Origin of the sequence: Curtobacterium sp. NPDC089991, assembly GCF_044748425.1 — a bacterium.
Classification (GTDB): domain Bacteria; phylum Actinomycetota; class Actinomycetes; order Actinomycetales; family Microbacteriaceae; genus Curtobacterium.
In genome coordinates this window covers 529,064-551,402 of record NZ_JBIVGB010000002.1, presented here as the reverse complement: position 1 = coordinate 551,402, position 22,339 = coordinate 529,064, and the positions used below count along the sequence as shown (strand labels likewise).

Genomic DNA, 22,339 nt, shown 5'->3' with positions numbered 1-22,339 from the left:
TCCCCAGCACCCCGGCGCCCTGTCGAGACCACTCCAGAGAGACCGTTCGTCCATGTCATCGTCTTCTTCTTCATCCTCTCCTTCTGCTCCCTCCGACCGCTCGGGGCTCCGCGCTTCGTGCGGTGACTGCTTCGCGCTCTGCTGCACCGCCTTCGGGTTCCAGCGGTCCAGCGACTTCCCGATCGACAAGCCCGCCGGCACCCCGTGCCGGAACCTGGCCGACGACTTCTCCTGCACGATCCACCAGGCGCTCCGTCCGCGGGGCTTCACCGGGTGCACCACGTTCGACTGCTTCGGGGCCGGCCAGTACGTCTCGCAGGTCCTGTTCGACGGCACGAGTTGGGTGGACCGGCCGGACTCGAAGCCCGAGATGTTCCGGGCCTTCGCCGTCGCCCGGCAGCTCCACGAGATGCTCTGGTACCTGGCCGAGGCGGTGTCCCGCTCGACGACTCTGGGGTCAGCGGATGCACCGACCGTGCGCCAGCACCGTGTCCAGCAGGTCCTCGACGGTGAGTTGGCCGGCGTCCTCGCGGTGGACGTCGAGTCGCTCCGGTCCGAGGTCCGTTCCGTCCTGATCGACGTCAGCGCGGAGGCCCGAGGTGGGTACCCCGCTGCCGGCGACTCGGCCGGTGACCTGCACCCGTCGACCGACCTGGCCGGCCGCGACCTGCGATCTCGCGTCCTGGTCGGCGCCGATCTGCGCGGTGCGGTCCTGATCGCCGCGGACCTGCGGGGATGCGACCTGTCGGGCGTGGACCTGCTCGGGGCGGACCTGCGCGATGCCCGGCTCGGGGGAGCGGACCTGTCGAACGCGCTGTTCCTCACCCAGCCGCAGGTGAACGCCGCTCAGGGCGATGCGTCAACGGTGCTGCCCGACGACCTCGATCGTCCAGGGCACTGGTCGCTCCCGTGATCCGGGTCAGGGCAGGACGATGACCTTGCCGGCGATCCGACCTGCTGCGCCCTCGGCGTGCAGCGCCGGCAGGTCGGCCAGGGAGATGCGCCGCGTGACCTCGACCGTCAGGGCACCGTCGTCGACCAGCGCGACGAGTTTCGCCAGGCGTTCCCGGTTCGGCAGGACGAACACGGTCGACGCGCGCACGCCTCGGGACGCGTCACCCGGCGTGGCCATGAACGCCGTCGTGCTCACGACGACTCCGCCGTCACGGACCGCAGCAACATCCGCCGCGAACTGCTCGGGCTCGATCGGCGCCAGGTTGAGCAGCACGTCGACCTGACCGTCGAGGGCGTCGAGCAGGTCGGTGGCGGTGTGGTCGATGACCTGGTCGGCACCGGCCGCGCGCACGGCATCGGCACTGCGGGGGCTGGCGGTCGCGATGACGTGTGCTCCGGCGCGCTTGGCGAGCTGGACGGCGTACTTGCCGACGACCCCGCCGGCACCCACGACGAGCAGCCGCTGCCCGGCGGTGAGCCGGCCGTCGTCGAACAGGGCCTGCCAGGCGGTCAGAGCGACGGACGGCAGGGCGGCCGCGTCGGCCAGTGGGATGCTCGTCGGCGCTGCGACCACGGCGTCCGCCGGTGCGATGACGTACTCGGCTGCCCCGCCGTCGCGGTCCATGGGGAGGAACGCGATGACCGCGTCGCCCACGGTCAACCCGGTCACGCCCTCGCCGATCGCCTCGACCGTGCCGGAGACGTCGTATCCGGGGACGTGCGGCAGCTGGATCGGGATCGGCAGGAAGCCGGCCCGGATGCCGTTGTCCGCGGCGTTGTACGCGGACGCCGCGACGCGCAGTCGCACCTGTCCTGCTGCCGGAGTCGGCTGCTCGACCTCGCCGTACTGGAGGACCTCGGGTCCGCCGACTTCGTGGAACTGCACTGCCTTCATGGTGATGTCCTCTCGGATTTGCTTCGAATTCGAAGCGCTTGTCGGAGACGCTAGCACTGCTTCGAACTCGAAGCAACAGGTAGGATGGCTCCATGAGCGACACCCCCACCGCACTGACCCCGACACAGCTCGGGGCCTACTTCGCGCTGACCGAGGTGAGTGCGCTCCTGCGCCCTGCGGTCGAGAAGCAGCTCCGCGACGTCGGCGGGCTGAGCACCGTGCAGTTCCAGCTCCTGGCGCGGTTGGGGGACGCTCCGGAGGGGCACCTGCGCATGACGGACCTGGCCGACGGTGTCGTGTACAGCCGCAGCGGGCTGACCTACCAGGCGCAACTGCTCGAACAGCGCGGCCTCGTCACGAGGTCACCGTCGCCGGACGACGAACGCAGCACCGTCGTCGCGATCACCGACGCGGGGCGCGAAGTCCTTGCCGACGTGTTCCCCGGCCACATCGGCACCGTGCACGGACTCCTGTTCGCACCGATCACGGACGACGACGCGAGTGACCTCGCCCGGGTCCTCGGACGCATCAGCGAACACCTGCGAGCGAACCCACCGCGGTCGGCGTCGCGACGATCCGTGAAGGGGGCGTCCGCGTGACCGTCGGAGCGCGCGCCGCTCGGTGGATCGTCGTCGGCTCGGTCGTCGTCGGACTGGCGCTGACCGTCTACGCGACGTCCTACTGGCTGTTCCCGACGTCGTTCCAACTCCAGGAGCGGTTGCCCGACGGATCGATCAACCCGCGCGCATGGGCAGACCTGCTCGTCTCGTACATCCTCGCGCTCGGCTGCTTCGCGGTCGCCGGATGGGTGGGCGTGCAGCGGCTCCGCACCCGCCGCCGCTGAGGCGTCAGCTGCGCGTGCGTGACCGTCGCCGCGACACGGTGCCGACGACGAGCGTGGCGACGCCGAGCGCGATCCCGATCAGACCGAGCAGGTAGCCGAACAGCATCAGGATTCCGCCGCCGATGTTCGCACCGCCCCCGGTGTCGTTCGCGAGCGACCACCCACCGATCCCGACCGACAGGAAGGCGCCCAACAGGAACACCGTGCACATCACGTGCAGGACCCTCGTGCTCTGGGAGGTCATGGTGGCTCGCTTCCGTGCGTGGACCGGTACCGGATGGTAGCGCGACCTGCGAGGGTGGAGCGATGACCCTCGAGATGCTCTGGGAACGAGCCGATCCCACCGAGGTGCTGCGGAGCCGTTTCGGGTTCACGGACGTCGCCGCTGCCGAGGACTGGCTCATCCGGACGCTCGAGCGGTGGTGGAACGTGCGCGTCGTCGTATGCGAGCGCATCGTGATGAGCGACCACAACGCGCTCGCCTGGGTCTCGACCGCTGGCGGCCGGATGCTCCTGAAGTGGTCGATCGCACCGGAGGGGTTCGAGCGCTTGGCGTTCGCGGCGGACCTCACGGCGTGGCTCACGGAGCGCGGCCTGCCCGTTTCCGCCCCGGTGCCGACACCCGACGGACGGGTGCAGGTCGAGGACGACGGGGTTTCGATGGGTCTCCAGCACGTCATCGGCGGAACCCTGCTGGACGTCCGCGACCCGGCACAGGTCCACGCCGCCGGTGCGACGCTCGCCCGCATCCACGACGCCCTGCGGGACAGCCCCGATCGGGCGCGCGCAGCCGGTGTGCGCCCGCCACCGACCCCGCTCGTGCAGCAGGTCGAGGGGTGGCTCGACGGTGGGCCGACGCACATGGCGGACCGTGCCCGGGTGGCACTGCGACGGCTGCTGGCGGCCGCGCCGTCCGACGAGCTGCCGGTCCAGATCGTGCACGGGGACTACCGAGCGGCGAATGTCCTGTGCGCCGACTCGGACGTCGTCGCCGTCATCGACTTCGAGGACCTGCGCCTCGATCACCGGATCGTCGAGCTGGCACGCTCGGCCGTCCTGCTCGGGACGCTCTTCCACGACTGGGGCCCGGTCCCCGCGGCGGTCCACCGAGAGCTGCTCGACGGCTACCGCTCGGTGAGCGCGCTCACTGCCGACGAGCTCGCGTGGTGGGACGTCCTGGTGCTCTGGAACACGATGCTGTTCGTCCCGCCGGGGGATGACCCCACCGGGTGGGGCGCTGCCGCCGGGGCGCTCGCCGGTTAGCGGACGAAGCGCTTCGCCGACCGGGCGACGGCCACGAGCGCGGTGACCCCGAGTGCGATCCCGGCGATGCCGACGACCATGCCGCCCATGTACATGAACCCCGCGGCGAAGTTCACGCCGGTGCCGTCCGGGGTGAGGATCGTCCAGACGGAACCACCGGCGGTGAGCAGGAAGCCCAGACCGAGGAAGACGATCGCGAGGGTGACGATCGAGCGGATGGCGTGCATGGTCCGAACCTACCGAACCCGAACCGGTGGCAGAGTGGCGTGATGGGGAGCATCCGGAACATCGCGGTCGGGCTGCCGGTCAAGGACGGCCACGTGCTGCTGTCCGAGTCGTTCGACGGCGTGCGGGACCTCCGCTTCCACCGTGCCGTCGGCGGCGGCATCGAGTTCGGCGAGACCGCGGTCCAGGCGCTCCGCCGGGAGTTCCGCGAGGAGCTCGACGTCGCCCTCGACGACGTCCGGCTGCTCGGTGTCCTCGAGAACCTGTTCGAGTACGAGGGGCAGCCCGGACACGAGTACGTCCACGTGTTCGCCGTCCGGTCGGCGGAGCTGGACGCGGTGCCGCTGGACGCTGAACTCGTGGTGCTGGACGAGGGCAGCCCGGTGCGCTGGGTACCCGTCGACACGGACGTCCCGGTGTTCCCGGACGGCGTGCTCGACCTGCTCGCAGGCACCATCCCGGCGACGCAAGGTGACCACTCGACCCGCTGACGTCACGATCCCGTCACGACGGGCGCATTCCCAGCGGACACGGCGGTGTTCCGCGGCGAAGTCCCGGCGACCGCCCGAGATCGGCTGGGACGCTCCCGAACGACAGCACCAGATCGGTGCGGTGATGCACCACGGGGGATCCAGAGCGATGACGATGAGACGTGCAGGGGGAGCCGCGCTCGGCTTCGTGGGCGGCAGTGTGCTCGCCGGGTTGATGATCGGGGTCGGCGTGACGCCGATGATCGCGGTCGCCGGGGTGAGCACGACGTCGGCGATCGGGGTGTTCGAGTCGCTGCCGGAGCACATCGAGATCGGGGACCTGCCGCAGCGCAACCAGGTCTGGGCGTACCGCGGCGGCGAACCGGTGCACCTGGCGAACGTGTGGGCGCAGGACCGGCAGGAGCTGTCGTTCGACCAGATCAGCGACCAGCTGAAGCACGCCGCGGTCGACGGTGAGGACAAGCGGTTCTACGAGACCGGTGGTGTGGACGCGACGTCGATGGTCCGCTCCCTGGTGAGCGTCGCCGCGTCGCAGGGCGAGGGCGGTTCGGGTGGCTCGACGCTCACGATGCAGCTCGTCCGCAACATCAAGATCCAGCGGGCGAGCGAGCTGCCGACGCTCGAGGAGCAGAAGGCCGGCTACAAGGAGGCGACGAAGCGGTCGCCGCAGCGGAAGCTCGCCGAGATGAAGCTCGCGATCGGCCTGGCGAAGAAGTACACCAAGGAGCAGATCCTGACGGCGTACCTGAACATCGCCTACTTCGGCGACCAGACCTACGGCGTGCAGTCGGCCGCGCAGCACTACTACGGCAAGTCCGCCACCGACCTGACCCCGGCCGAAGCGGCATCGCTCATCGCGATCGTGCAGTGGCCGGAGCGCCGCGACCTGTCCACGCCGGACCACTACCGCGACAACGCTGCGCGGCGGAACGTGATCCTCCGCTCGATGCACGAGCAGGGGCACCTGACGACCGACGAGTACCGCACGGCACGGCTGTCGCGGCTGGCCGACTCCGTCCGGATCACCGCACCGCAGCAGGGGTGCGAGGCCGTCGAGACCGGGGCGGAGTTCTTCTGCGACTACGCCAAGCGCGTCGCCGAACGTCTGCCGCAGCTCGGCGCGACGAAGCAGCAGCGCGCCGATGCTTGGCGGACGGGTGGGTACCGCATCCAGACGACGCTCGATCTCGACCTGAACGCGAAGCAGAAGGAACTGCTCGACCGGTACGACCCGAAGACCGAGACCCGGTTGGCGCTGGGCGCGACGCTGAACACCGTCGAGGCGGGCACCGGCCGGGTGCTCACGATGGCGCAGAACACCGACTACGACCGGTCGGAGCAGGCGCCACCGACGGCGACGTCGCTGAACTACGCCGTCGACCAGGCCGACGGAGATTCGACGGGCTTCCAGACCGGCTCGACGTACAAGATGTTCACGCTGCTGGCGTGGCTCGAGGCCGGCCGCAGCCCGGACACGGTCGTGAACGGCACCCCGCACCCGCAGAGCACGTGGACGGCGTGCGGCGAGCAGACGACGGCCTTCTGGCAGCCGAAGAACGATTCGCCGGGCCAGAAGGGGCCGTACTCGGTCCGCTCGGCCACGGCCCAGTCCGTGAACGCCGCCTACCAGTCGATGGCCGCGCAGCTCGACCTGTGCGACATCCGCGACGTCGCGAAGCGCCTCGGTGTGCACCTGGCCGCCGGCGGCGAGCTGCCGTGGAACCCCGCGTCGCTGCTCGGTACCGAGAGCATCGCGCCGCTGACGATGGCGGCGGCGTACGCGGGCGTCACGAACGGTGGTCGGTACTGCGCGCCGGTCGTCATCGACCAGGTGACCGCACCGGACGGCACGGAGCTCGGCGGGCAGCCGCGCACCTGCTCGCAGGCCGTCTCGCCGCAGACTGCGGCGACGGCGTTCGAGGTCATGCAGGGCGCGTTCCGAGGCGGCACGGCGAGCGGCGGCCAGACCCCGGACGGCACCACGCTGTTCGGCAAGACCGGGACGGCCGACGCCGCCGACCAGGTGTGGTTGGTCGGCGGGAGCTCGCGTGCTGTGACCGCGTACTGGCAGGGCAACACCGACGGCGGGAAGCACAACCTGCGGTACTACTCGAACGGTCAGGGCGGCACCTACGCGGGGTCCCGCGCAGCGGTCTGGCGCGATGCGCAGACCGCTGTAAACGCCGCCTTGCCGGCGGGCTGACGACAGCAGCGGGTCACGTGCACGAGACGCGACACCGAACAGACGGGAGGCCCGTTGCCAGCTGGCAACGTGCCTCCCGTCCGATCGTTGGTTGCGTCCTAGGACAGCTTCTTGCTGTCCTCGAGCCAGCCCGCCAGCTCCGTCATGTAGCCGGCCTGCGAGGCGTAGTCGAGCGCCGGGAAGGTGAAGCTGTGCACCTGGCCGGCCTCGAGCGCCGCGTTGTCGGCGAAGGTCGGCTGCTTCTCGAGGTCCGCGACCTGGTAGCCCTGCTGCGACAGCAGCAGGACGTCGGCCTTGATCTGGCCCGCGTTCTCCCACGAGTAGATGCCCCAGTAGAAGCCCTTCGGCTTCGGGTTCACGAAGTCGACACCGAACGACGAGTACATCTGCAGCAGCGGCTCGTCGGTCGGGCGGGTGACGTAGGCGCCGTCACCGTCGGCGTACATGGAGACGACCGACAGGTCCTGCTCCTTCGCGACCTTCTCGAGCTCGTCACCGGCGGTGTCGAAGCGCTTCTCGGCGGCCTCGATCGTCGACTCCTTCGCACCGAGGGACTCGGACAGGTCGGCGATCTTCTCGATGACGTCCTCGCCCTTGCCGCCCCACTTGACCTGGACGACCGGCGCGATGGCCTCGATCTGCTTCTCCTGCTCGTTGTCCTTGAAGCCGTAGCCGGGCTGCGTGTCGTCGAGCGTGCCCTTCTCGTCGGTCGGGTAGACCGAGGTCACGACGAGGTCGGGCTTCAGCGCGGCGAGCTTCTCGAGGTCGACGTCGCCGTACCCGGTGCCGAGCTGCGTGATGCCGTCGGTGTCCAGGTCGTCGAAGCGGGCGTCCTTCGCCATGGTCAGCTGGCCGAAGGTGCCGACCGGCTTCAGGCCGTACTCGATGAACGAGATCGCGATGTCGTTCAGCACGACGACGCGCTTCGGCGTGTGGTCGACCTTGACGGTCGTGCCGGTGGCGTCCTCGTAGGACCAGGCCTTCGACGCCGCGGTGTCACCGTCGGAGTCGTTCGAGTCGGTGCTCGAGCAGCCGGCGAGGAGGAGGGCCGAGACGGCCACGGAGGTCAGGAGAGTGGCTCGGAGGGAGCCGCGTCGGGAGAGCTTCACGTTAGGAGAGGCTAACCTAAGTGCGCGGCACCCGCCAGTTCGACGTCCGGTTCGGCATGCGGCGCCGGGTCGTGCTCGTCGGCCTCGGGCACGATCATCGGGGCCCCGGTCACGGGGTCCGGGAACACGCGCGCGTGCAGCCCGAAGGCGTGCTCGAGCAACGCGGGGGTCAGTACCTCGTGCGGTGCGCCGTCGGCAGCGACGCCGCCGTCGTGCAGGACGACGAGCCGGTCGGAGAACCGGGCCGCGAGCGACAGGTCGTGCAGGACCATCACGATGGTGGAGTCCTGCTCGCGGTTGAGCCGGCGCACCAGGCGCAGGACCTCGAGCTGGTGCGCGAGGTCGAGGTAGGTCGTCGGTTCGTCGAGCAGCAACGTGTCGGCCTGCTGCGCCACCACCAGGGCGATCCACGCACGCTGTCGCTGGCCACCCGACAGGCTCGCGACGTCGCGGTGGGCGACGTCGGTCAGCCCGGTCGCCGCGATGGCCTGCTCCGCCACGTCGGCATCTTCCGCGGTCCACGGCTTCGCCCACGACTGGTGCGGGTTGCGGCCGCGCATCACCAGGTCGAGCACGCTCGTGCCCGCGGGTGCGACGGGGGACTGCGGCAGGATCGCGAGCTTCCGCGCGACCTGGCGGTTCGGTTCCTTGCGGATCGGGGCGCCGTCGAGCAGGACCTCGCCGGACTGCGGCTTCAGCACGCGCCCGAAGGCCTTGAGCAGGGTCGACTTGCCGCAGCCGTTCGCGCCGAGGAACGTCGTCACGGTGCCGCGCTCGATGCGCAGGTCGAGATCGGTCAGCACGGGGTGCCGGTCGTAGCCGACGGACAGGCCGCGGGCTTCGAGGACCGGGGTGGACGGCGGGGTGGACGGGGGTGTCGTCATCGGGACATCTCCTTGCGGTGACGGATGAGGAGCCAGATCAGGTACGGGGCGCCGATCACGGTCGTGATGATGCCGACGGGCACCTGCCACGGGAACGCCGATCGGGACAGCAGGTCCGCGGCGAGGACCAGCGCGGCGCCGAGCAGACCGGCGAGCAGCAGCGGTGGCCGGTTCGTCCCGGCCAGCCGGAGTCCGACCTGCGGTACCACGAACGCGACGAAACCGACCGGTCCGGCGGCGGCGACGGCGGCGGCGGTGAGCACGACGGCCAGGGCGATCACGAGCAGGCGGTGCCGCTGGACGGCGAGCCCCACCCCGGTCGCGACCTCGTCACCGAGCTGTCCGATGCCGAGCGCCGCACTCGTCGCCAGGGCGATCGGCACCGCGACCGCGGCGACGATCAGCAGCGGCCAGACGCTCGACCACGAGGTGCTCGACAGGCTGCCGACGAGCCACTGCGACGCCGCGGTCGCGATGGTGATCTTGGCGCGGACGAGCAGGTAGCTCGTCACGGCGTCGAGGGTCGCGCTCACGCCGATGCCGACCAGGATGAGCCGGTAGCTCTGCACCCCGCCGCGCCAGCCGAGCCCGTAGACGACGGCGGCGGCGACGAGCGCACCGATCGTCGCGGCCACCGGGATCCCGCCGCTGAGCACGATCGAGGACACCGAGTACGTGCCCCCGCCGAGCACGATGGCCGCCACGGCGCCGACGCTCGCGCCCGACGTCACGCCGATGATGTCCGGGGTGCCCAGGGGGTTCCGCGTGAAGGTCTGGGTCAGTGCGCCGGCGATGCCGAGGGTCAGCCCGACGAGCGCTCCGGTGAGGACACGGGGCAGCCGGAGTGTGGTGATGATGAAGCCGTCCGGGCCGGTCTCGAGCCCGACCAGGGAGCGGAGCACGATGCCCGGGGCGATCCAGGTCGAGCCGATCGCCACACCGAGGACGACGAGCACCAGGACCAGACCGAGCGAGGCCACCGTGTACCAGAACACCCGCGGGCGCCAGGCGAGGCCGATCGGACCGATGCGGACCCCGGAACGGCCGGGCGCGCGGACCGCTGCGCCCGTCACAGGGACACCAGCGAACGGCGACGGGCGACGGCGACGAACACGGGGCCGCCGATGACGGCCAGGACGATGCCGACCTCGACCTCCGAGAACCCGCCGATCAGGCGTCCGACGACGTCGGCGAGCAGCACGAGCGCCGCTCCGACGAGCCCGGAGACCGGCAGGGTCCACCGGTGCCCGGTGCCGACGAGGGCTCGGGCGACGTGCGGCACGGTCAGGCCGACGAAGCCGATCGGCCCGGCGGCGGCGGTCGCACCGGCTGCGAGCAACGTGATGGCCCCGAGCCCGACGAGCCGCGCGACGAGCACGTTCTCGCCCAGGCCCTTGGCCAGGTCCGAGCCGAGCCCGAGCGCATCGAGTGCCCGGACGTTCAGGATCGCGAGCACCAGCCCGGCGACCAGGAACGGCCACACCGCGCCGAGGATGTCGAGCTGCCGTGCGGCGAGGGAACCGACGACCCACAGCCGGTACGCGTCGAGCGAGTCCTGGTCGGTCAGGACGACGAACGAGGTCAGCGCGCCCAACAGGGCCGAGACGGCAGCGCCCGCGAGGGCGAGGGGCACCGGGCTCGCCGTCCCGCTGCCCGCGATCGTCACCGAGAACACCACGACGCTCGCGACCAGTGCGCCGCCGAGGGCGAACCACACCGTCGCGCCGGTGCTCGTGACCCCGAACACGTATACGCCGAGGACGACCGCGAGCCCGGCACCCGACGAGACCCCGAACAGTCCGGGGTCGGCGAGCGGGTTGCGCGTGTGTCCCTGCATCAGGAGCCCCGCGATCCCCAGGGCCGCACCGACCGCGGCACCGATGAGCGTGCGCGGGACCCGGGAGCCCCAGACGATCGCCTCGTCGGTGGTCGACCCGGTCCGGAAGAGGCCGTCGAGCACCCGGTCGACGCCGATCCGGTTGCTGCCGAGGAGCATGCTCGCGACCGCCACCAGGGCCAGCACGACGACCAGTCCGGCGATCACCAGGACGCGGCGACGGACGGCGGTGCGGTGGACACCGAGGGCTGCTGACGCATCGGCGGTGCGGGCCTCCGAGACGGAAGCCAGGGCGGGTGAGGGGGCTGGCACGGAGAACATCTTAGGTTAGCCTTGCCTCATGGCGAAGACTCCGCGGCTCCTGCCCGAGAATCCCCGGCTCTTCCGTGCCCGGGTCCTGCGGACCGAGCGCACGACGCCGTCGATGCAGCGCGTGACCGTCACCGGCGACGACCTGCACGAGTTCCCGTTCCTCGGCTTCGACCACTGGTTCCGCTTGTTCACCGGGCGTCCGGACCAGGACGCGTTTCGGATGCCGGACCTCGACGGCAAGAAGTGGTGGCCGACGTTCCTGGCCATCCCCGAGGACGTCCGCCCGCACTGCGCGAACTACACCGTCGCCGCGTTCCGCCCGATGCCCGACGGCACCGCCGAGATGGACATCGACTTCGTCGTGCACACCGACGCCGAGGGCGAGCCCGAGGGCCGTGCCGCGATCTGGGCCTGCGGTGCCCGCCCCGGCGACCAGCTCGCGATGCTCGACCAGGGCTGCATCTTCGACTGCCCGGACGACACCAGCGAGATCGTCATCGCGGCGGAGGAGACCGGCCTGCCCGGCGTGCTCGGCATCGCCGCGTCGCTGCCCCGGAACGCCGTCGGCCGCATCATCCAAGAGGTCCCCACCGCTGGCGACGTCCGCGAGATCGACGCACCGGCCGGGGTCACGGTCACGTGGATCGTCCGCGACGAGGTCGACCACCACGCCGTCCCGGGCCGCGCGGCGCTCGCCGAACTGCAGCGGCACGTGCGCGTCGACGACCGCGGGTACGCCTTCGTCGTCGGCGAGTCGACCCTCGCCACCGAGGGCCGCCGGCACCTGCACCGTGCGGGTCTTCCGAAGGCGCGCATCACGTTCTCCGGCTTCTGGAAGCACGAGGCCAAGGAGTCCGTCTCCGCCTGAGCCGCGCCCGTTCCTTCCCATGACGCGTGCGATGCCTGGTGCTTCCGGGCGTACCGTCACGGAACTTCTCGACAGGTACGCCCGTTTCTGCCAGGTACGCCCGCGCCTGAGACGCGACCAGCACGACGGACGGGAGGCCCGGTGCCAGCTGGCACCGGGCCTCCCGTCCGTCGTGGGGTTGCGTCAGCCCTTGAGGCCGGAACCCGTCACGCCCTCCACGATCTGCCGCTGGAAGATCAGGTAGAGGATGATCAGCGGCAACGCCGCCAGGATCGCTCCGGCCTGGATGTCCGCGTAGCGCTGACCGAAGCTGCCCTGGACCGTGGCGAGCCCGACCGGGATCGTCATGAGGTCCGGGTTCGACAGCACGAACAGCGGCAGCAGCAGGTTGTTCCAGACACCGACGAACGTCAGGATCGTCACCGCGGCGATCACCGGACGCGACAGCGGCAGGATGACCGACCAGTAGATCTTCCAGATGTTGGCGCCGTCGATGCGAGCCGCTTCCTCCAGCTCCTTCGGGATCCCGTCGAAGAACTGCTTGAAGATGAACACCGCGATCACGGCGGGCACCTGCGGGAAGATGACCGACCAGTAGGTGTTCAGCAGGCCGACGGCGTTGAGCTCCTGGAAGATCGGGATGATCAGGACCTGCGTCGGGATCATGATCCCGAGGATGATGAGCAGGAACGCGATGTTCCGACCGCGGAACACCAGGCGGGACAGCGCGAACGCCGCCATCGAGGCGAACATGACCGTCAGGATGGCCGTGATCACGCTCGTGATGGCGCTGGCGAGGTACCAGTTCCAGATGTCGCCGGCCTGGAACAGTGCCGCGTAGGAGTGCAGCGTCGGGTTCCAGTTCGACAGGATCGAGTTCGCGCCGAGGGCGGCGACGCCGTTGTCGGACAGCGACGTCTTCAGGGCGAACAGGCTGGGGATGAGCCAGATGATCGCGAAGACGATCAGGATGATCCCGGCGACCAGGTTGAAGCCCTTGCCGGAGACGCCGATCTTGGCGGCGTTCGCGGGCGCGGCGGCCGAGACGCCGGTGCGGAGCTTGGCGCGGCCGGTGGTGATGCTCTCGGTGGCGGTCATGTCAGGCCCCGATCTCTCGCTTGGCGGCAGCGCGCTCGACGAGCTGCCGGATGACCGCGATCGCGACGATCACGATGAACAGGAGCACCGACGCTGCCGAGGCGGCACCGAGTCGGTTGTCGGTGAAGCCGACGCCCGTGATGAGCTGCAGCGAGACCTGGGTGGAGATGCCCGGTCCGCCGTTCGTCATCAGGTACACCTGGTCGAAGATCTTCAGGCTCGCGATGATCTGCAACAGGATGACCAGCGTCGTGGTGCGGCCGAGCAGCGGCAGCGTGATCGACTTGATCTGCTGCCAGTTCGACGCACCGTCGACGGCGGCCGCTTCGTACAGTTCGCGCGGGATCTCCTGCAGGCCGGCCAGGTAGAGCACGAAGTTGAAGCCGAGGGTCCACCAGACGGTGGCGATCGCGACACCGATCATCGCGGTGTTCGGGCTGGACAGCATGCCGGAGCCCGGGGTGAGGCCGATCGCCGACTGCATGCTCGCCCACAGGCCGGTCGCCGGCGTGAAGATGAACACCCAGATGAGCGAGATCGTCGCCGACGGCAGGATGAACGGCAGGAAGAACGCCAGTCGGAAGAACCACTGGCCGCGGTTCATCCGGTTCGTCAGCACGGCGAAGACGAACGCCAGGATGACGAGCGGCGGCGTCGTGTACAGCGTGAACTGCAGCGTGTGCCAGAGCGACGACCAGAAGTCGGAGCGTCCGAGCATCTCGGCGTAGTTCGCGAACCCGGCGAAGCTGCCGAGGCCCGTGCGCACGGTCGAGGTGTTGAAGAAGCTCGAGACGATCATCCAGACCGTCGGGCCGAGCAGGAAGGCCGCGTAGAACAAGCCGAACGGGGCGAGGAAGAGCCAGCCGCTGCGGCCCTGGCCACGGGTGAGGCTGGTGCCGTAGGTGCGGTTCCGGCGCGGACGCGACGCGGTGGCCGCGTCCGTGGGCCGGTCGAGGACAGGTGCTGTGGTCACGTCATCGTGCCTTTCGCGCGGTGTTCACGGCGATCGCGTGGGTCGTGTGCCCGGAGCGTACGAGCCGGGCGGTCGTGTGCCCGGAGCGTACGAGCCGGGCGGTCGTGTGCCCGGTCACAGCGGGCTCGGGGTGTTCAGGTAGGTCGCGAGCTGCGACTTGATGGCACTGAGCGCCTGTGCGGGCGACGAGCTGCCCTGCTGCACGAGTGCCAGCTGGGCGCCGACGGTGCCCTCGAAGGTCGAGCCGGAGCCGCCGTACCAGGCGGGGTCGTCGAACACGGCGGTCTCGGCTGCGGCCGCGTAGTTCGACTGTGGCTTGAGCTCCTTGTAGGCGCTGCTGTCGAAGGTCGGGATGTAGGCGGGGACGTGCCCACCCTCGGCCCAGGTCAGGCTCTGCTCGAGCATCTGCTTGATGAAGAGCATGTGCTGCTTGCGCTGCTCCGGCGTGCGGTCCTTCTTCGGCAGCACGAAGGTGTGCGAGTCCGCCTGCGTCGCGGGCTTGTCGTAGAGCTGCGGGATCGGGGCCATGCCGAACTTCAGTCCCTTGATGGACTGCGCCGTGCTGATCTCCCACTCGCCCTGCATGAAGAAGCCGGCCTTGCCATCGAACATCAGGGACTGTGCCGTGGCGTAGTCGAGCGCCTTGTTCATCCAGCCCTGCTTGACCCACTTCTGGGTGCGGCTGGTGACCTCGTTGTAGGCGTCCTCGTTGACGGTGAGCTTCGCGCCGCCGTCGCTGATGAACGGGGTCGCGTCGTTGATCTGGTTGTACATCGTCCAGAAGAAGCGCCACGGGGTGGCGGTCTCCGGCACGACGTTGGCGACGTTGAGCGCGGTGCCGCCGGTGACCTTCGCGACCGCGGCGAGGGCACTCTCGAACGTGTCCATGCCGGACAGGTCCTTGAGGTTGCCGTCGCTGTCGAGCAGGCCCGCCTTCTTGCACACATCAACGTTGTAGAAGAGCACGAAGGGGTGGGTGTCGAGCGGGATGGCGATGTTGTTGCCGTCGGTCTTCTGCGCCGTCCAGGCCTTCTGGTTGAAGTCGGCGGCGCTGAGGCCGACGCTCGCCAGATCCTCGGACGTGATCGGGTCGAGCAGGTCGCCGTCCCACAGTGGCTTCGCGCGGGTCAGGTGGGCGACCGCGACGTCCGGCGGCTTGTTCCCGACGGTGGCCAGCGTCAGCTTCGAGTAGTACGGGTTGCCCCACGCGAACGTGGTGGCCTGCAGCGAGCTCGATCCGCCGTGCTGCTTCGCGTAGCCGTCCTCCATCGCCTGCATGCGGAGGCCGTCACCGCCGCCGAAGAGGTTCCAGAAGACGAGCGTCTCGGGGTTGAGCGCACTGCCGGCCAGGCCGGCTGCGATCGGGCTCGAGCACGCGGCGAGCGGCAGCACCGTCGCGGCGGCCGCTCCTGCGGCGAGGAAGCCGCGGCGCGAGAGGCGCGACGCGGGTGTTGCTGGGCGGTTCGGCATGGCATCACTCCATCGGGATGGGCCGGGCTCGGGAGCAGGGTCGGTGCTCCCGCCGGAGCATCGCTGCTCCGTTCGCGGAACACTGCTGCTCCGTGCACGAGAGCCGTGGGTCGGTGCTCCGTGAGCGCTCACATTAGCGCTCGCGAAGATCATCCGCCACCCCTTTCGCGTCGCCGTGGAACCCGGTAGCGTTTCAGGCAGGTGAGCGCTCACTTTCGTGACGGTCCGCTTCGCTACCCCTGGCGCCGGACCGAGCACGCGCACCGCACGACCCGCAGTACCCGCTCTCGCACGATCGAAGGAGATCCATGCCCCGCACACACCTCGTCCTCGACGCCGCGTTCACCGTGGGGCCGGTGCGACGTCGCCTGTTCGGCGGGTTCGTCGAGCACCTCGGCCGCCACGTCTACGACGGCATCCACGAGCCCGCGCACGAGACCGCTGACGAGCACGGCTTCCGGAAGGACGTCGTCGAGCTCGTCAAGGAACTCGGCGTCTCCGCCATCCGCTACCCCGGCGGCAACTTCGTCTCCGGCTACAAGTGGGAGGACGGCGTCGGCCCCGTCGAGCAGCGCCCGAAGCGCCTCGACCTGGCCTGGCACTCGACCGAGACCAACGAGGTCGGCCTGCACGAGTTCCAGCACTGGCTCGACCAGGTCGGTTCGGAGCTCATGCTCGCCGTGAACCTCGGCACGCGCGGCACCGCCGAGGCGATCGAGCTGCTCGAGTACGCGAACATCAACGCCGGCACCGCACTGTCCGAGTACCGCAAGTCCAATGGCCGCCAGGAGCCCTTCGCCATCAAGATGTGGTGCCTCGGCAACGAGATGGACGGCCCGTGGCAGCTCGGCCACAAGAACGCCGAGGACTACGGCAAGCTCGCCGCCATGACCGCGAAGGCCATGCGCCAGATCCAGCCCGACCTCGAGCTGGTCGCCTGCGGTTCGTCCGGAGCGTCGATGCCGACGTTCGGCGAGTGGGAGCGCACCGTCCTCGAGCACACCTACGACGACGTGGACTACATCTCCGCGCACGCCTACTACGAAGAGGACAACGACCTGCCGTCGTTCCTCGCCGCCGGCGTCAACATGGACCACTTCATCAAGACGGTCACCACCGCTGCCGACCACGTGCAGGCGCAGAAGAAGTCCGACAAGCGCATCGACATCTCGTTCGACGAGTGGAACGTCTGGTCGATCACGAAGTGGCACGAGCAGGCCGCCGAGTTCACGCTCGACGAGTGGCCCGTCGCCCCGCGTCTGCTCGAGGACGTCTACACCGTCGCCGACGCCGTCGTCGTGGGTGGGCTGCTCATCTCGCTGCTCCGCCACGCGGACCGCGTCGCCTCGGCCTCGCTCGCGCAGCTCGTCAACGTCATCGGCCCGATCATGACCGAGCCCGGCGGCCCGGCCTGGCGCCAGACGACGTTCTTCCCGTTCTCGGTGACGTCGCGCCTGGCGAACGGCACGTCGCTGCAGGTCAAGGCCTCGGGTGACACCGTCGACGGCGGCAAGTACGGCGAGGTGCCGGTCGTGGACTCGGCCGCCACCGTGACCGAGGACGGCAAGGCAGCGGTCTTCCTCATCAACCGCCACCCGTCCGAGTCGACCACCGTCACGATCGACCTCGCGGGCCTGGCGGCCTCGGGCGACGTCCGTGCCGAGGGCGTCTGGGACGACGACATCCACGCCGTGAACGACCTCTCGTCCACCGAGCGCGTCGGGCTCCGCACGAACGAGACGGTCAGCCGCGACGGCGACACCATCACGATCGAGCTGCCGCCCGTGTCCTGGACCGCCGTGTCGATCGGCTGAGACGCCTCGGCGTTCGCTGCGGCGGGCGTCGAGTGAGCACAGAGGACGTCGGGCGCTCGCGCCCGACGTCCTCTGCTCGTTCGTGCGGGGCGCGGGCGCGGGGCGCGGGGCGCGTGTCGCGTGTCGTGTGTCGGTCCGGTCCGGTCCGGTCCGGTCCGCGAAAGCGACAGTCTCCCGGCATGCTGCGGCGTCCGGTCCGTGAAAGCGACAGTTCTCCGCAAATGGTTGGCAGCACACTGTCGCTTTCGCGGGTGTGCCCCGGGCGGCGGACGGGAGGCCCGTGGCGGGCTGGCACCGTGCCTCCCGTCCGCCTGTTGGTCGCGAAAGCGACAGATGTGCGGCCCGCTGCGCCGTCAGGCCCGCGAAAGCGACAGTTCTCCGCGGAAGGTTGGCGGCACAGTGTCGCTTCCGCGAACCGGGGCCGCGATCCGGCGCCCGAGCCCGGGCGCGTCAGCGCTCGGGCGGCGGCGCGGTGCTCGCCCGCTCCACCAGGCGCACGGGCACCAGGTCGGGGGCGGAGGACACGCTCTCGCCGTCGATCTGGGCGAGCAGGTTCGCGACGGCTCGGCGCCCGACCTCGTCGAAGGACTGGTGCACGGTGGTGAGCGGCGGCCAGAAGGAGTCGGACTCGGGGGAGTCGTCGAAGCCCACCACGCTGAGCGACGACGGCACGGACCGCCCGAGCTCGTGCGCGGCGCGGAGCACTCCGAGCGCGGTCTGGTCGTTGGCGGCGAAGACGGCGGTGATGTCCGGGCGTGCGGCGATGGTCAGGCCGGCGCGGTAGCCGGAGTCGGTGCTCCAGCCACCGTGGAACACCGGCGGGACGAGCCGTCCGGCGCGCTCGAGGGTGTCCTGCCACGCGGCCAACCGGCGCGCGGCAGAGTACGACGAGGTCGGTCCGGCGACGTGCCAGACGGTCTCGTGGCCGAGGTCGAGCAGGTGCTGGGTGGCCTGGCGCGCGCCGTCGGTCTGGTCGGTGTCGATCGCCGGGTGGTCGGTGCTGCCGGTGGAGTCGATGATGACCATGGGCACGCCGTCGGGCAGCACGACCTCGGCCGTGTCGATGATGTGCGACTCGATGATGATCACGACGCCGTCGACGGCCTGTTCGTGCAGGCGGGAGAACGCGGAGCGCACGCCTTCTTCGGTGCGCGAGGCCATCGGCAGCAACGTGATCGTGAAGTCGGCGGTGCCGGCGGCGTCGGCGATCGCCTCGAGCGTGCGCATGTTGCCGAAGGACGCGAGCGTGAACATGATCACGCCGATGGTGCGGAAGCGCCCCGATCGCAGGGCCCGCGCGGCACGGTTCGGCCGGTAGCCCAGGGTGTCCATCGCGCGCTGCACGCGGTCGCGGGTGTCCGGGCTGACGTTGTCGAACCCGCGGGCGACGCGCGAGACGGTCTGCATCGAGACCCCGGCGGCGTCGGCGACGGCGGCCATCGAGGGGGAGCGGCGGGTGCCGGCGGGGGACTCGGTCGTCATCGGCTCGAGCTCCTTCCGTTGCGGGATCACGCAGTCTGCGTTCCCGGACGCTAGCGCATGTTGACGTTGCCATGCTATCGTCCTGACGTTCGATGTTGACGTCAACATCTGCGACCGCCAGAGCGCCCGTCACCGGGCCCGGGTCGCGGCCGAGACACCGGACACCCGAACGCAGCAGACGAAGGAGTCACATGAGCACGCTCGCAGCGCGGCCCGGCGAGGCAGCCGCAGCGCAGCCGGCAGCCCCCCGCCCGGCAGGTCGCCGGACCAAGGCGCGGGGGCGCTACACCGGCTGGCTGTTCGTCGGACCCTTCGTGGTCGTCCTGATCGCCATGCTCATCGTCCCGATCGGCTACGCCCTCTGGCTCAGCCTGTTCCGCGACCAGCTCATCGGCGGCAACCAGTTCGTCTGGTTCGCCAACTACGTCCAGCTCTTCCAGGACGCCAAGTTCTGGTCCGGCTTCGGTCGGGTCGCGATCTTCCTGGTCGTCCAGGTCCCGATCATGCTCGGCCTCGCACTCGTCGCCGCCCTCGCACTCGACAGCGCACGGCTCTGGGGCACGAGCTTCTTCCGCATCGCGGTGTTCCTGCCCTACGCCGTCCCCGGTGTCGTCGCGGCCCTGATCTGGGGCTTCATCTACGGCAACCAGTTCGGCCTGACCGGTGCGGCGAACGACGCGCTCGGCATCGACCTGCTGCAGCCGTTCAGCCCCACCTGGGTGCTGACCTCCATCGGCAACGTGGTCACGTGGGAGTTCCTCGGCTACAACATGCTGATCTTCTACGCCGCACTCCGCACGGTGCCCGGTGAGCTGTACGAGGCCGCCGAGCTCGACGGCGCCGGCCCCCTGCGCACGGTCTTCTCGATCAAGCTCCCGGCCCTGCGCGGCCCGATGGTCATCGCCACGATCTTCTCGATCATCGGCAGTTTCCAGCTCTTCAACGAGCCGAACTTGCTGAAGACCCTGGCCCCCAACGTCATCGGCAGCGCCTTCACCCCGAACATGTACGCCTACTCGCTGTCCTTCAGCGGCCAGCAGTTCAACTACTCCGCCACCGTCGCGATCGTGATGGGCGTGATCACCGCGGTGATCGCCTACGTCGTCCAGGTCCGCGGAACCCGCCAGGAGAACCGATGAGCACCATCCAGCACCCCGCGGCCGGCGCCGCCGGACCGGCCACGGTCACCGAGGCGACCACGACGCAGCGCGACCCGCGCACCCGCTCGACCCGGGCCTCCAGGAAGGCCGAGCGGAAGGCCGAGCAGCACGTCGACGGACGCAAGCCGAAGCGTTCCGGCCTGCTGACCGCGGTCATGGTCGTCTTCGTCGTCTACTCGTTCGCGCCGCTGTTCTACCTGCTCGTGAACAGCACGAAGACGCAGGCGTCGCTGCTCTCCACCTTCGGGCTCTGGTTCGGCGGGGACTTCAACCTCTGGCAGAACATCGTCGACACCGTCACCTACAACGACGGCATCTTCCTGCAGTGGTTCGGCAACACGCTGCTCTACGTGGTCGTCGGTGCCGGTGGCGCCACCCTGCTCGCGACCGTCGCGGGCTACGGCATGGCGAAGTTCCAGTTCCCCGGACGCCGCGCAGTGTTCGCCATCGTGCTCGGTGCCATCGCGGTCCCCGGCACGGCCCTGGCGGTCCCGACCTTCCTGCTCTTTTCGCAGGTCGGCCTGACCAACACCCCGTGGTCGATCATCCTGCCGTCGCTCATCAGCCCGTTCGGCATGTACCTGATCTGGACCTACGCGGTCGACGCGATCCCCGCCGAACTCCTCGAGGCCGCCCGCATGGACGGCGCCGGCGAGTTCCGGATCTTCTTCACGATCGCGCTCCGCCTGCTCGCTCCCGGTGTCGTCACCGTCCTGCTCTTCGCGGTCGTCGCCACCTGGAACAACTACTTCCTGCCGCTCATCATGCTGAGCGACCCGAAGTGGTACCCCCTGACGGTCGGCCTGAACCAGTGGAACGCCCAGGCCACCGGGTCCGGCGCGCAGCCGATCTACAACCTCGTCGTCACGGGATCGCTCCTCACGATCATCCCGATCGTGGTCGCATTCCTCTTCCTCCAGCGCTTCTGGCAGTCCGGCCTCGCAGCCGGGTCCGTCAAGGCCTGATCCGTCGGACCGGGAGGCCCGTGGCGACCCCGCCCCGCGCCCTCCGGTCCGGAACACAGCAGCACGACCCCCTCTCCACGAAGAAGTGAAAGGCACCCCCATGAACAAGCGTCTCCGGCGCGGGCTCAGCGCCCTCGCCATCGGCGTCACCGCCACGATCGCCCTCGCCGCCTGCGCGACCGGCGGCTCGTCCTCCGGTGGCTCGTCCGACGACATCACCAAGGCACTGAAGGACGGTGGCACCCTGACCTACTGGTCGTGGACCCCCTCCGCCAAGGCCCAGGTCGCCGCGTTCGAGAAGCAGTACCCCAAGGTGAAGGTCAAGCTCGTCAACGCCGGCACCGGCGCCGACCAGTACACCAAGCTGCAGAACACCGTGAAGGCCGGCTCGGGCGCCCCCGACGTCGCCCAGGTCGAGTACTTCGCGCTGCCGCAGTTCGCCCTGTCCGACTCGCTCCTCGACCTGTCCGGCTACGGCTTCGACTCGCTCGAGGACAAGTTCGCGAAGAGCACCTGGAGCTCGGTGTCGATCGACGACAAGGTCTACGGCCTGCCGCAGGACTCCGGCCCCATGGCGCTGTTCTACAACAAGACGGTCTTCGACAAGCACGACATCGCCGTGCCGAAGACCTGGGACGAGTACGTCGCCGCCGCGAAGAAGCTGCACGAGGCCGACCCGAACGCGTACATCGCGGCCGACTCCGGCGACGCCGGCTTCACCACGAGCATGATCGCCCAGGCCGGCGGCACCCCGTTCACCACCGACGGTGACAAGGTGACCATCAACCTGCAGGACGAGGGCTCGAAGAAGTGGACGAGCACCTGGAACGAGCTCGTCGAGCAGGGCCTGCTGTCGAAGACCGTCGGCTGGACCGACGACTGGTACAAGCAGCTCGGCAACGGTGAGATCGCCACGATGATCACCGGCGCCTGGATGCCCGGCAACCTGGAGTCCGGCGTCGCCCAGGCCTCGGGTGACTGGCGCGTCGCCCCGATGCCGACCTACGACGGCGGCACCGCCCAGACCGCGAACAACGGCGGCAGCGCCGAGGTCGTCATGAAGCAGTCGAAGAACCCGGCCCTCGCCGCGGGCTTCCTGAAGTGGCTGAACTCGTCCAAGGAGTCGACCGGCGTCTTCATGAAGTCCGGTGGGTTCCCCTCGACGACCGCTGACCTCGACTCGTCGGCCTTCCTCGACGAGAAGCCGTCCTACTTCGGTGGGCAGCAGATCAACAAGGTGCTCGTCGACGCGTCGAAGTCCTCGGACAACGACTTCACCTACCTGCCGTACCAGGTGTACGCGAACAGCGTCTACGCCGACACCGTCGGTCAGGCGTACGAGAACGGCACCTCGCTCGACGCCGGCCTCGAGGCCTGGCAGAAGGCCCTCGCCAAGTACGGCAAGGACCAGGGCTTCACGGTCTCGACCAAGTAGCACCGGCACCAACTCCCCGGGGTGGGGGGGGGGGGGGGCGGCCCCCCCCCCCCGGGG

At 69.7% G+C, this 22,339-nt stretch carries 22 protein-coding genes; 11 read left to right on the top strand and 11 right to left on the bottom strand.

Annotated features, from left to right (window positions below):
• Positions 1-52 precede the first annotated feature (52 nt).
• On the top strand, positions 53-913 hold the full coding sequence (locus ACIPV1_RS07775; protein ID WP_123938329.1) for a pentapeptide repeat-containing protein: 861 nt from the start codon (positions 53-55) through the stop codon (positions 911-913).
• Positions 914-919: 6 nt separating this feature from the next.
• On the opposite strand, the gene ACIPV1_RS07770 is transcribed toward ACIPV1_RS07775, so the two are convergent.
• Positions 920-1,849, bottom strand: a complete 930-nt coding sequence (locus ACIPV1_RS07770; RefSeq protein ID WP_185094218.1) for an NADP-dependent oxidoreductase — start codon at positions 1,847-1,849, stop codon at positions 920-922.
• Between the two features lie 92 nt (positions 1,850-1,941).
• Here ACIPV1_RS07770 and ACIPV1_RS07765 point away from each other — a divergent pair, with 92 nt between their 5' ends.
• Both ACIPV1_RS07765 and ACIPV1_RS07760 read left to right on the top strand, forming a co-directional pair.
• A complete protein-coding gene (locus ACIPV1_RS07765) occupies positions 1,942-2,448 on the top strand; it encodes a MarR family winged helix-turn-helix transcriptional regulator (protein ID WP_402726086.1) in 507 nt (168 codons plus the stop codon).
• On the top strand, positions 2,445-2,693 hold the full coding sequence (locus tag ACIPV1_RS07760) for a hypothetical protein (RefSeq protein ID WP_123938327.1): 249 nt from the start codon (positions 2,445-2,447) through the stop codon (positions 2,691-2,693). Before ACIPV1_RS07765 ends, ACIPV1_RS07760 begins: the two co-directional genes overlap by 4 nt.
• 4 nt (positions 2,694-2,697) lie before the next feature.
• Here the strand turns inward: ACIPV1_RS07760 and ACIPV1_RS07755 are convergent, their stop codons facing one another.
• The gene (locus ACIPV1_RS07755) at positions 2,698-2,937 is read right to left on the bottom strand and encodes a hypothetical protein (RefSeq protein ID WP_123938326.1); all 240 of its coding nucleotides are present in this window, start codon (positions 2,935-2,937) and stop codon (positions 2,698-2,700) included.
• A 62-nt stretch (positions 2,938-2,999) separates the two neighbouring features.
• On the opposite strand from ACIPV1_RS07755, the gene ACIPV1_RS07750 reads away from it, so the two are divergent.
• Positions 3,000-3,956 carry a phosphotransferase gene (locus tag ACIPV1_RS07750; protein ID WP_402726085.1) on the top strand — a complete coding sequence of 319 codons (957 nt, stop codon included), beginning with the start codon at positions 3,000-3,002 and terminating at the stop codon, positions 3,954-3,956.
• Here the strand turns inward: ACIPV1_RS07750 and ACIPV1_RS07745 are convergent.
• Complete coding sequence (locus ACIPV1_RS07745; protein WP_123938324.1) at positions 3,953-4,183, bottom strand: hypothetical protein; 231 nt, start codon at positions 4,181-4,183, stop codon at positions 3,953-3,955. The two genes, ACIPV1_RS07750 and ACIPV1_RS07745, sit on opposite strands and share 4 nt — an antisense overlap.
• A gap of 42 nt (positions 4,184-4,225) precedes the next feature.
• Between ACIPV1_RS07745 and ACIPV1_RS07740 the strand changes: the two genes are divergently transcribed.
• Both ACIPV1_RS07740 and ACIPV1_RS07735 read left to right on the top strand, forming a co-directional pair.
• On the top strand, positions 4,226-4,672 hold the full coding sequence (locus ACIPV1_RS07740) for an NUDIX hydrolase (RefSeq protein ID WP_123938323.1): 447 nt from the start codon (positions 4,226-4,228) through the stop codon (positions 4,670-4,672).
• Between the two features lie 148 nt (positions 4,673-4,820).
• Positions 4,821-6,875: a transglycosylase domain-containing protein gene (locus tag ACIPV1_RS07735; RefSeq protein WP_402726084.1), complete on the top strand. Its 2,055-nt coding sequence runs from the start codon at positions 4,821-4,823 to the stop codon at positions 6,873-6,875.
• Positions 6,876-6,973: 98 nt separating this feature from the next.
• Here the strand turns inward: ACIPV1_RS07735 and ACIPV1_RS07730 are convergent, their stop codons facing one another.
• From ACIPV1_RS07730 to ACIPV1_RS07715, 4 genes are read right to left on the bottom strand one after another with little or no spacing between them, the layout of a single operon-like run.
• Positions 6,974-7,984 (bottom strand): ABC transporter substrate-binding protein, encoded by a 1,011-nt coding sequence (locus tag ACIPV1_RS07730; RefSeq protein ID WP_123938322.1) that lies wholly within the window; start codon positions 7,982-7,984, stop codon positions 6,974-6,976.
• Between the two features lie 11 nt (positions 7,985-7,995).
• Positions 7,996-8,868 (bottom strand): ABC transporter ATP-binding protein, encoded by an 873-nt coding sequence (locus tag ACIPV1_RS07725; RefSeq protein ID WP_402726083.1) that lies wholly within the window; start codon positions 8,866-8,868, stop codon positions 7,996-7,998.
• The gene (locus tag ACIPV1_RS07720) at positions 8,865-9,941 is read right to left on the bottom strand and encodes an iron ABC transporter permease (RefSeq protein ID WP_260215155.1); all 1,077 of its coding nucleotides are present in this window, start codon (positions 9,939-9,941) and stop codon (positions 8,865-8,867) included. Before ACIPV1_RS07720 ends, ACIPV1_RS07725 begins: the two co-directional genes overlap by 4 nt.
• Positions 9,938-11,017, bottom strand: a complete 1,080-nt coding sequence (locus ACIPV1_RS07715; protein WP_402726082.1) for a FecCD family ABC transporter permease — start codon at positions 11,015-11,017, stop codon at positions 9,938-9,940. The genes ACIPV1_RS07720 and ACIPV1_RS07715 overlap by 4 nt, the downstream gene beginning before the upstream one ends.
• A gap of 28 nt (positions 11,018-11,045) precedes the next feature.
• Between ACIPV1_RS07715 and ACIPV1_RS07710 the strand changes: the two genes are divergently transcribed.
• Positions 11,046-11,885 carry a siderophore-interacting protein gene (locus ACIPV1_RS07710; protein ID WP_402726081.1) on the top strand — a complete coding sequence of 280 codons (840 nt, stop codon included), beginning with the start codon at positions 11,046-11,048 and terminating at the stop codon, positions 11,883-11,885.
• A 183-nt stretch (positions 11,886-12,068) separates the two neighbouring features.
• Here ACIPV1_RS07710 and ACIPV1_RS07705 read toward each other — a convergent pair whose 3' ends face one another.
• From ACIPV1_RS07705 to ACIPV1_RS07695, 3 genes are all read right to left on the bottom strand, one after another.
• A complete protein-coding gene (locus ACIPV1_RS07705; protein WP_133937585.1) occupies positions 12,069-12,983 on the bottom strand; it encodes a carbohydrate ABC transporter permease in 915 nt (304 codons plus the stop codon).
• A gap of 1 nt (position 12,984) precedes the next feature.
• Positions 12,985-13,956: a carbohydrate ABC transporter permease gene (locus tag ACIPV1_RS07700; RefSeq protein WP_111086244.1), complete on the bottom strand. Its 972-nt coding sequence runs from the start codon at positions 13,954-13,956 to the stop codon at positions 12,985-12,987.
• Positions 13,957-14,070: 114 nt separating this feature from the next.
• Entirely contained in the window at positions 14,071-15,426 is a 1,356-nt protein-coding gene (locus tag ACIPV1_RS07695) for an extracellular solute-binding protein (protein WP_111086245.1), read from the bottom strand.
• Positions 15,427-15,734: 308 nt separating this feature from the next.
• Here ACIPV1_RS07695 and ACIPV1_RS07690 point away from each other — a divergent pair, with 308 nt between their 5' ends.
• Positions 15,735-17,240, top strand: a complete 1,506-nt coding sequence (locus ACIPV1_RS07690) for an alpha-N-arabinofuranosidase (protein ID WP_131880615.1) — start codon at positions 15,735-15,737, stop codon at positions 17,238-17,240.
• 450 nt (positions 17,241-17,690) lie between these two features.
• Here the strand turns inward: ACIPV1_RS07690 and ACIPV1_RS07685 are convergent, their stop codons facing one another.
• Entirely contained in the window at positions 17,691-18,722 is a 1,032-nt protein-coding gene (locus ACIPV1_RS07685) for a LacI family DNA-binding transcriptional regulator (protein WP_123938317.1), read from the bottom strand.
• Between the two features lie 191 nt (positions 18,723-18,913).
• On the opposite strand from ACIPV1_RS07685, the gene ACIPV1_RS07680 reads away from it, so the two are divergent.
• From ACIPV1_RS07680 to ACIPV1_RS07670, 3 genes are all read left to right on the top strand, one after another.
• Complete coding sequence (locus ACIPV1_RS07680; RefSeq protein ID WP_131846757.1) at positions 18,914-19,861, top strand: carbohydrate ABC transporter permease; 948 nt, start codon at positions 18,914-18,916, stop codon at positions 19,859-19,861.
• The gene (locus ACIPV1_RS07675) at positions 19,858-20,847 is read left to right on the top strand and encodes a carbohydrate ABC transporter permease (protein ID WP_228504860.1); all 990 of its coding nucleotides are present in this window, start codon (positions 19,858-19,860) and stop codon (positions 20,845-20,847) included. Before ACIPV1_RS07680 ends, ACIPV1_RS07675 begins: the two co-directional genes overlap by 4 nt.
• A 100-nt stretch (positions 20,848-20,947) precedes the next feature.
• A complete protein-coding gene (locus ACIPV1_RS07670; protein ID WP_173169216.1) occupies positions 20,948-22,282 on the top strand; it encodes a sugar ABC transporter substrate-binding protein in 1,335 nt (444 codons plus the stop codon).
• Positions 22,283-22,339 lie beyond the last annotated feature (57 nt).

What these genes read in the sequence shown, in the direction of transcription:
- ACIPV1_RS07775 (WP_123938329.1), top strand. Translation starts at nt 53, where the DNA reads ATGTCATCGTCTTCTTCTTCATCCTCTCCTTCTGCTCCCTCCGACCGC.
- ACIPV1_RS07770 (WP_185094218.1), bottom strand. Translation starts at nt 1,849, where the DNA reads ATGAAGGCAGTGCAGTTCCACGAAGTCGGCGGACCCGAGGTCCTCCAG.
- ACIPV1_RS07765 (WP_402726086.1), top strand. Translation starts at nt 1,942, where the DNA reads ATGAGCGACACCCCCACCGCACTGACCCCGACACAGCTCGGGGCCTAC.
- ACIPV1_RS07755 (WP_123938326.1), bottom strand. Translation starts at nt 2,937, where the DNA reads ATGACCTCCCAGAGCACGAGGGTCCTGCACGTGATGTGCACGGTGTTC.
- ACIPV1_RS07750 (WP_402726085.1), top strand. Translation starts at nt 3,000, where the DNA reads ATGACCCTCGAGATGCTCTGGGAACGAGCCGATCCCACCGAGGTGCTG.
- ACIPV1_RS07745 (WP_123938324.1), bottom strand. Translation starts at nt 4,183, where the DNA reads ATGCACGCCATCCGCTCGATCGTCACCCTCGCGATCGTCTTCCTCGGT.
- ACIPV1_RS07740 (WP_123938323.1), top strand. Translation starts at nt 4,226, where the DNA reads ATGGGGAGCATCCGGAACATCGCGGTCGGGCTGCCGGTCAAGGACGGC.
- ACIPV1_RS07735 (WP_402726084.1), top strand. Translation starts at nt 4,821, where the DNA reads ATGACGATGAGACGTGCAGGGGGAGCCGCGCTCGGCTTCGTGGGCGGC.
- ACIPV1_RS07725 (WP_402726083.1), bottom strand. Translation starts at nt 8,868, where the DNA reads ATGACGACACCCCCGTCCACCCCGCCGTCCACCCCGGTCCTCGAAGCC.
- ACIPV1_RS07710 (WP_402726081.1), top strand. Translation starts at nt 11,046, where the DNA reads ATGGCGAAGACTCCGCGGCTCCTGCCCGAGAATCCCCGGCTCTTCCGT.
- ACIPV1_RS07705 (WP_133937585.1), bottom strand. Translation starts at nt 12,983, where the DNA reads ATGACCGCCACCGAGAGCATCACCACCGGCCGCGCCAAGCTCCGCACC.
- ACIPV1_RS07695 (WP_111086245.1), bottom strand. Translation starts at nt 15,426, where the DNA reads ATGCCGAACCGCCCAGCAACACCCGCGTCGCGCCTCTCGCGCCGCGGC.
- ACIPV1_RS07690 (WP_131880615.1), top strand. Translation starts at nt 15,735, where the DNA reads ATGCCCCGCACACACCTCGTCCTCGACGCCGCGTTCACCGTGGGGCCG.
- ACIPV1_RS07685 (WP_123938317.1), bottom strand. Translation starts at nt 18,722, where the DNA reads ATGACGACCGAGTCCCCCGCCGGCACCCGCCGCTCCCCCTCGATGGCC.
- ACIPV1_RS07680 (WP_131846757.1), top strand. Translation starts at nt 18,914, where the DNA reads ATGAGCACGCTCGCAGCGCGGCCCGGCGAGGCAGCCGCAGCGCAGCCG.
- ACIPV1_RS07675 (WP_228504860.1), top strand. Translation starts at nt 19,858, where the DNA reads ATGAGCACCATCCAGCACCCCGCGGCCGGCGCCGCCGGACCGGCCACG.
- ACIPV1_RS07670 (WP_173169216.1), top strand. Translation starts at nt 20,948, where the DNA reads ATGAACAAGCGTCTCCGGCGCGGGCTCAGCGCCCTCGCCATCGGCGTC.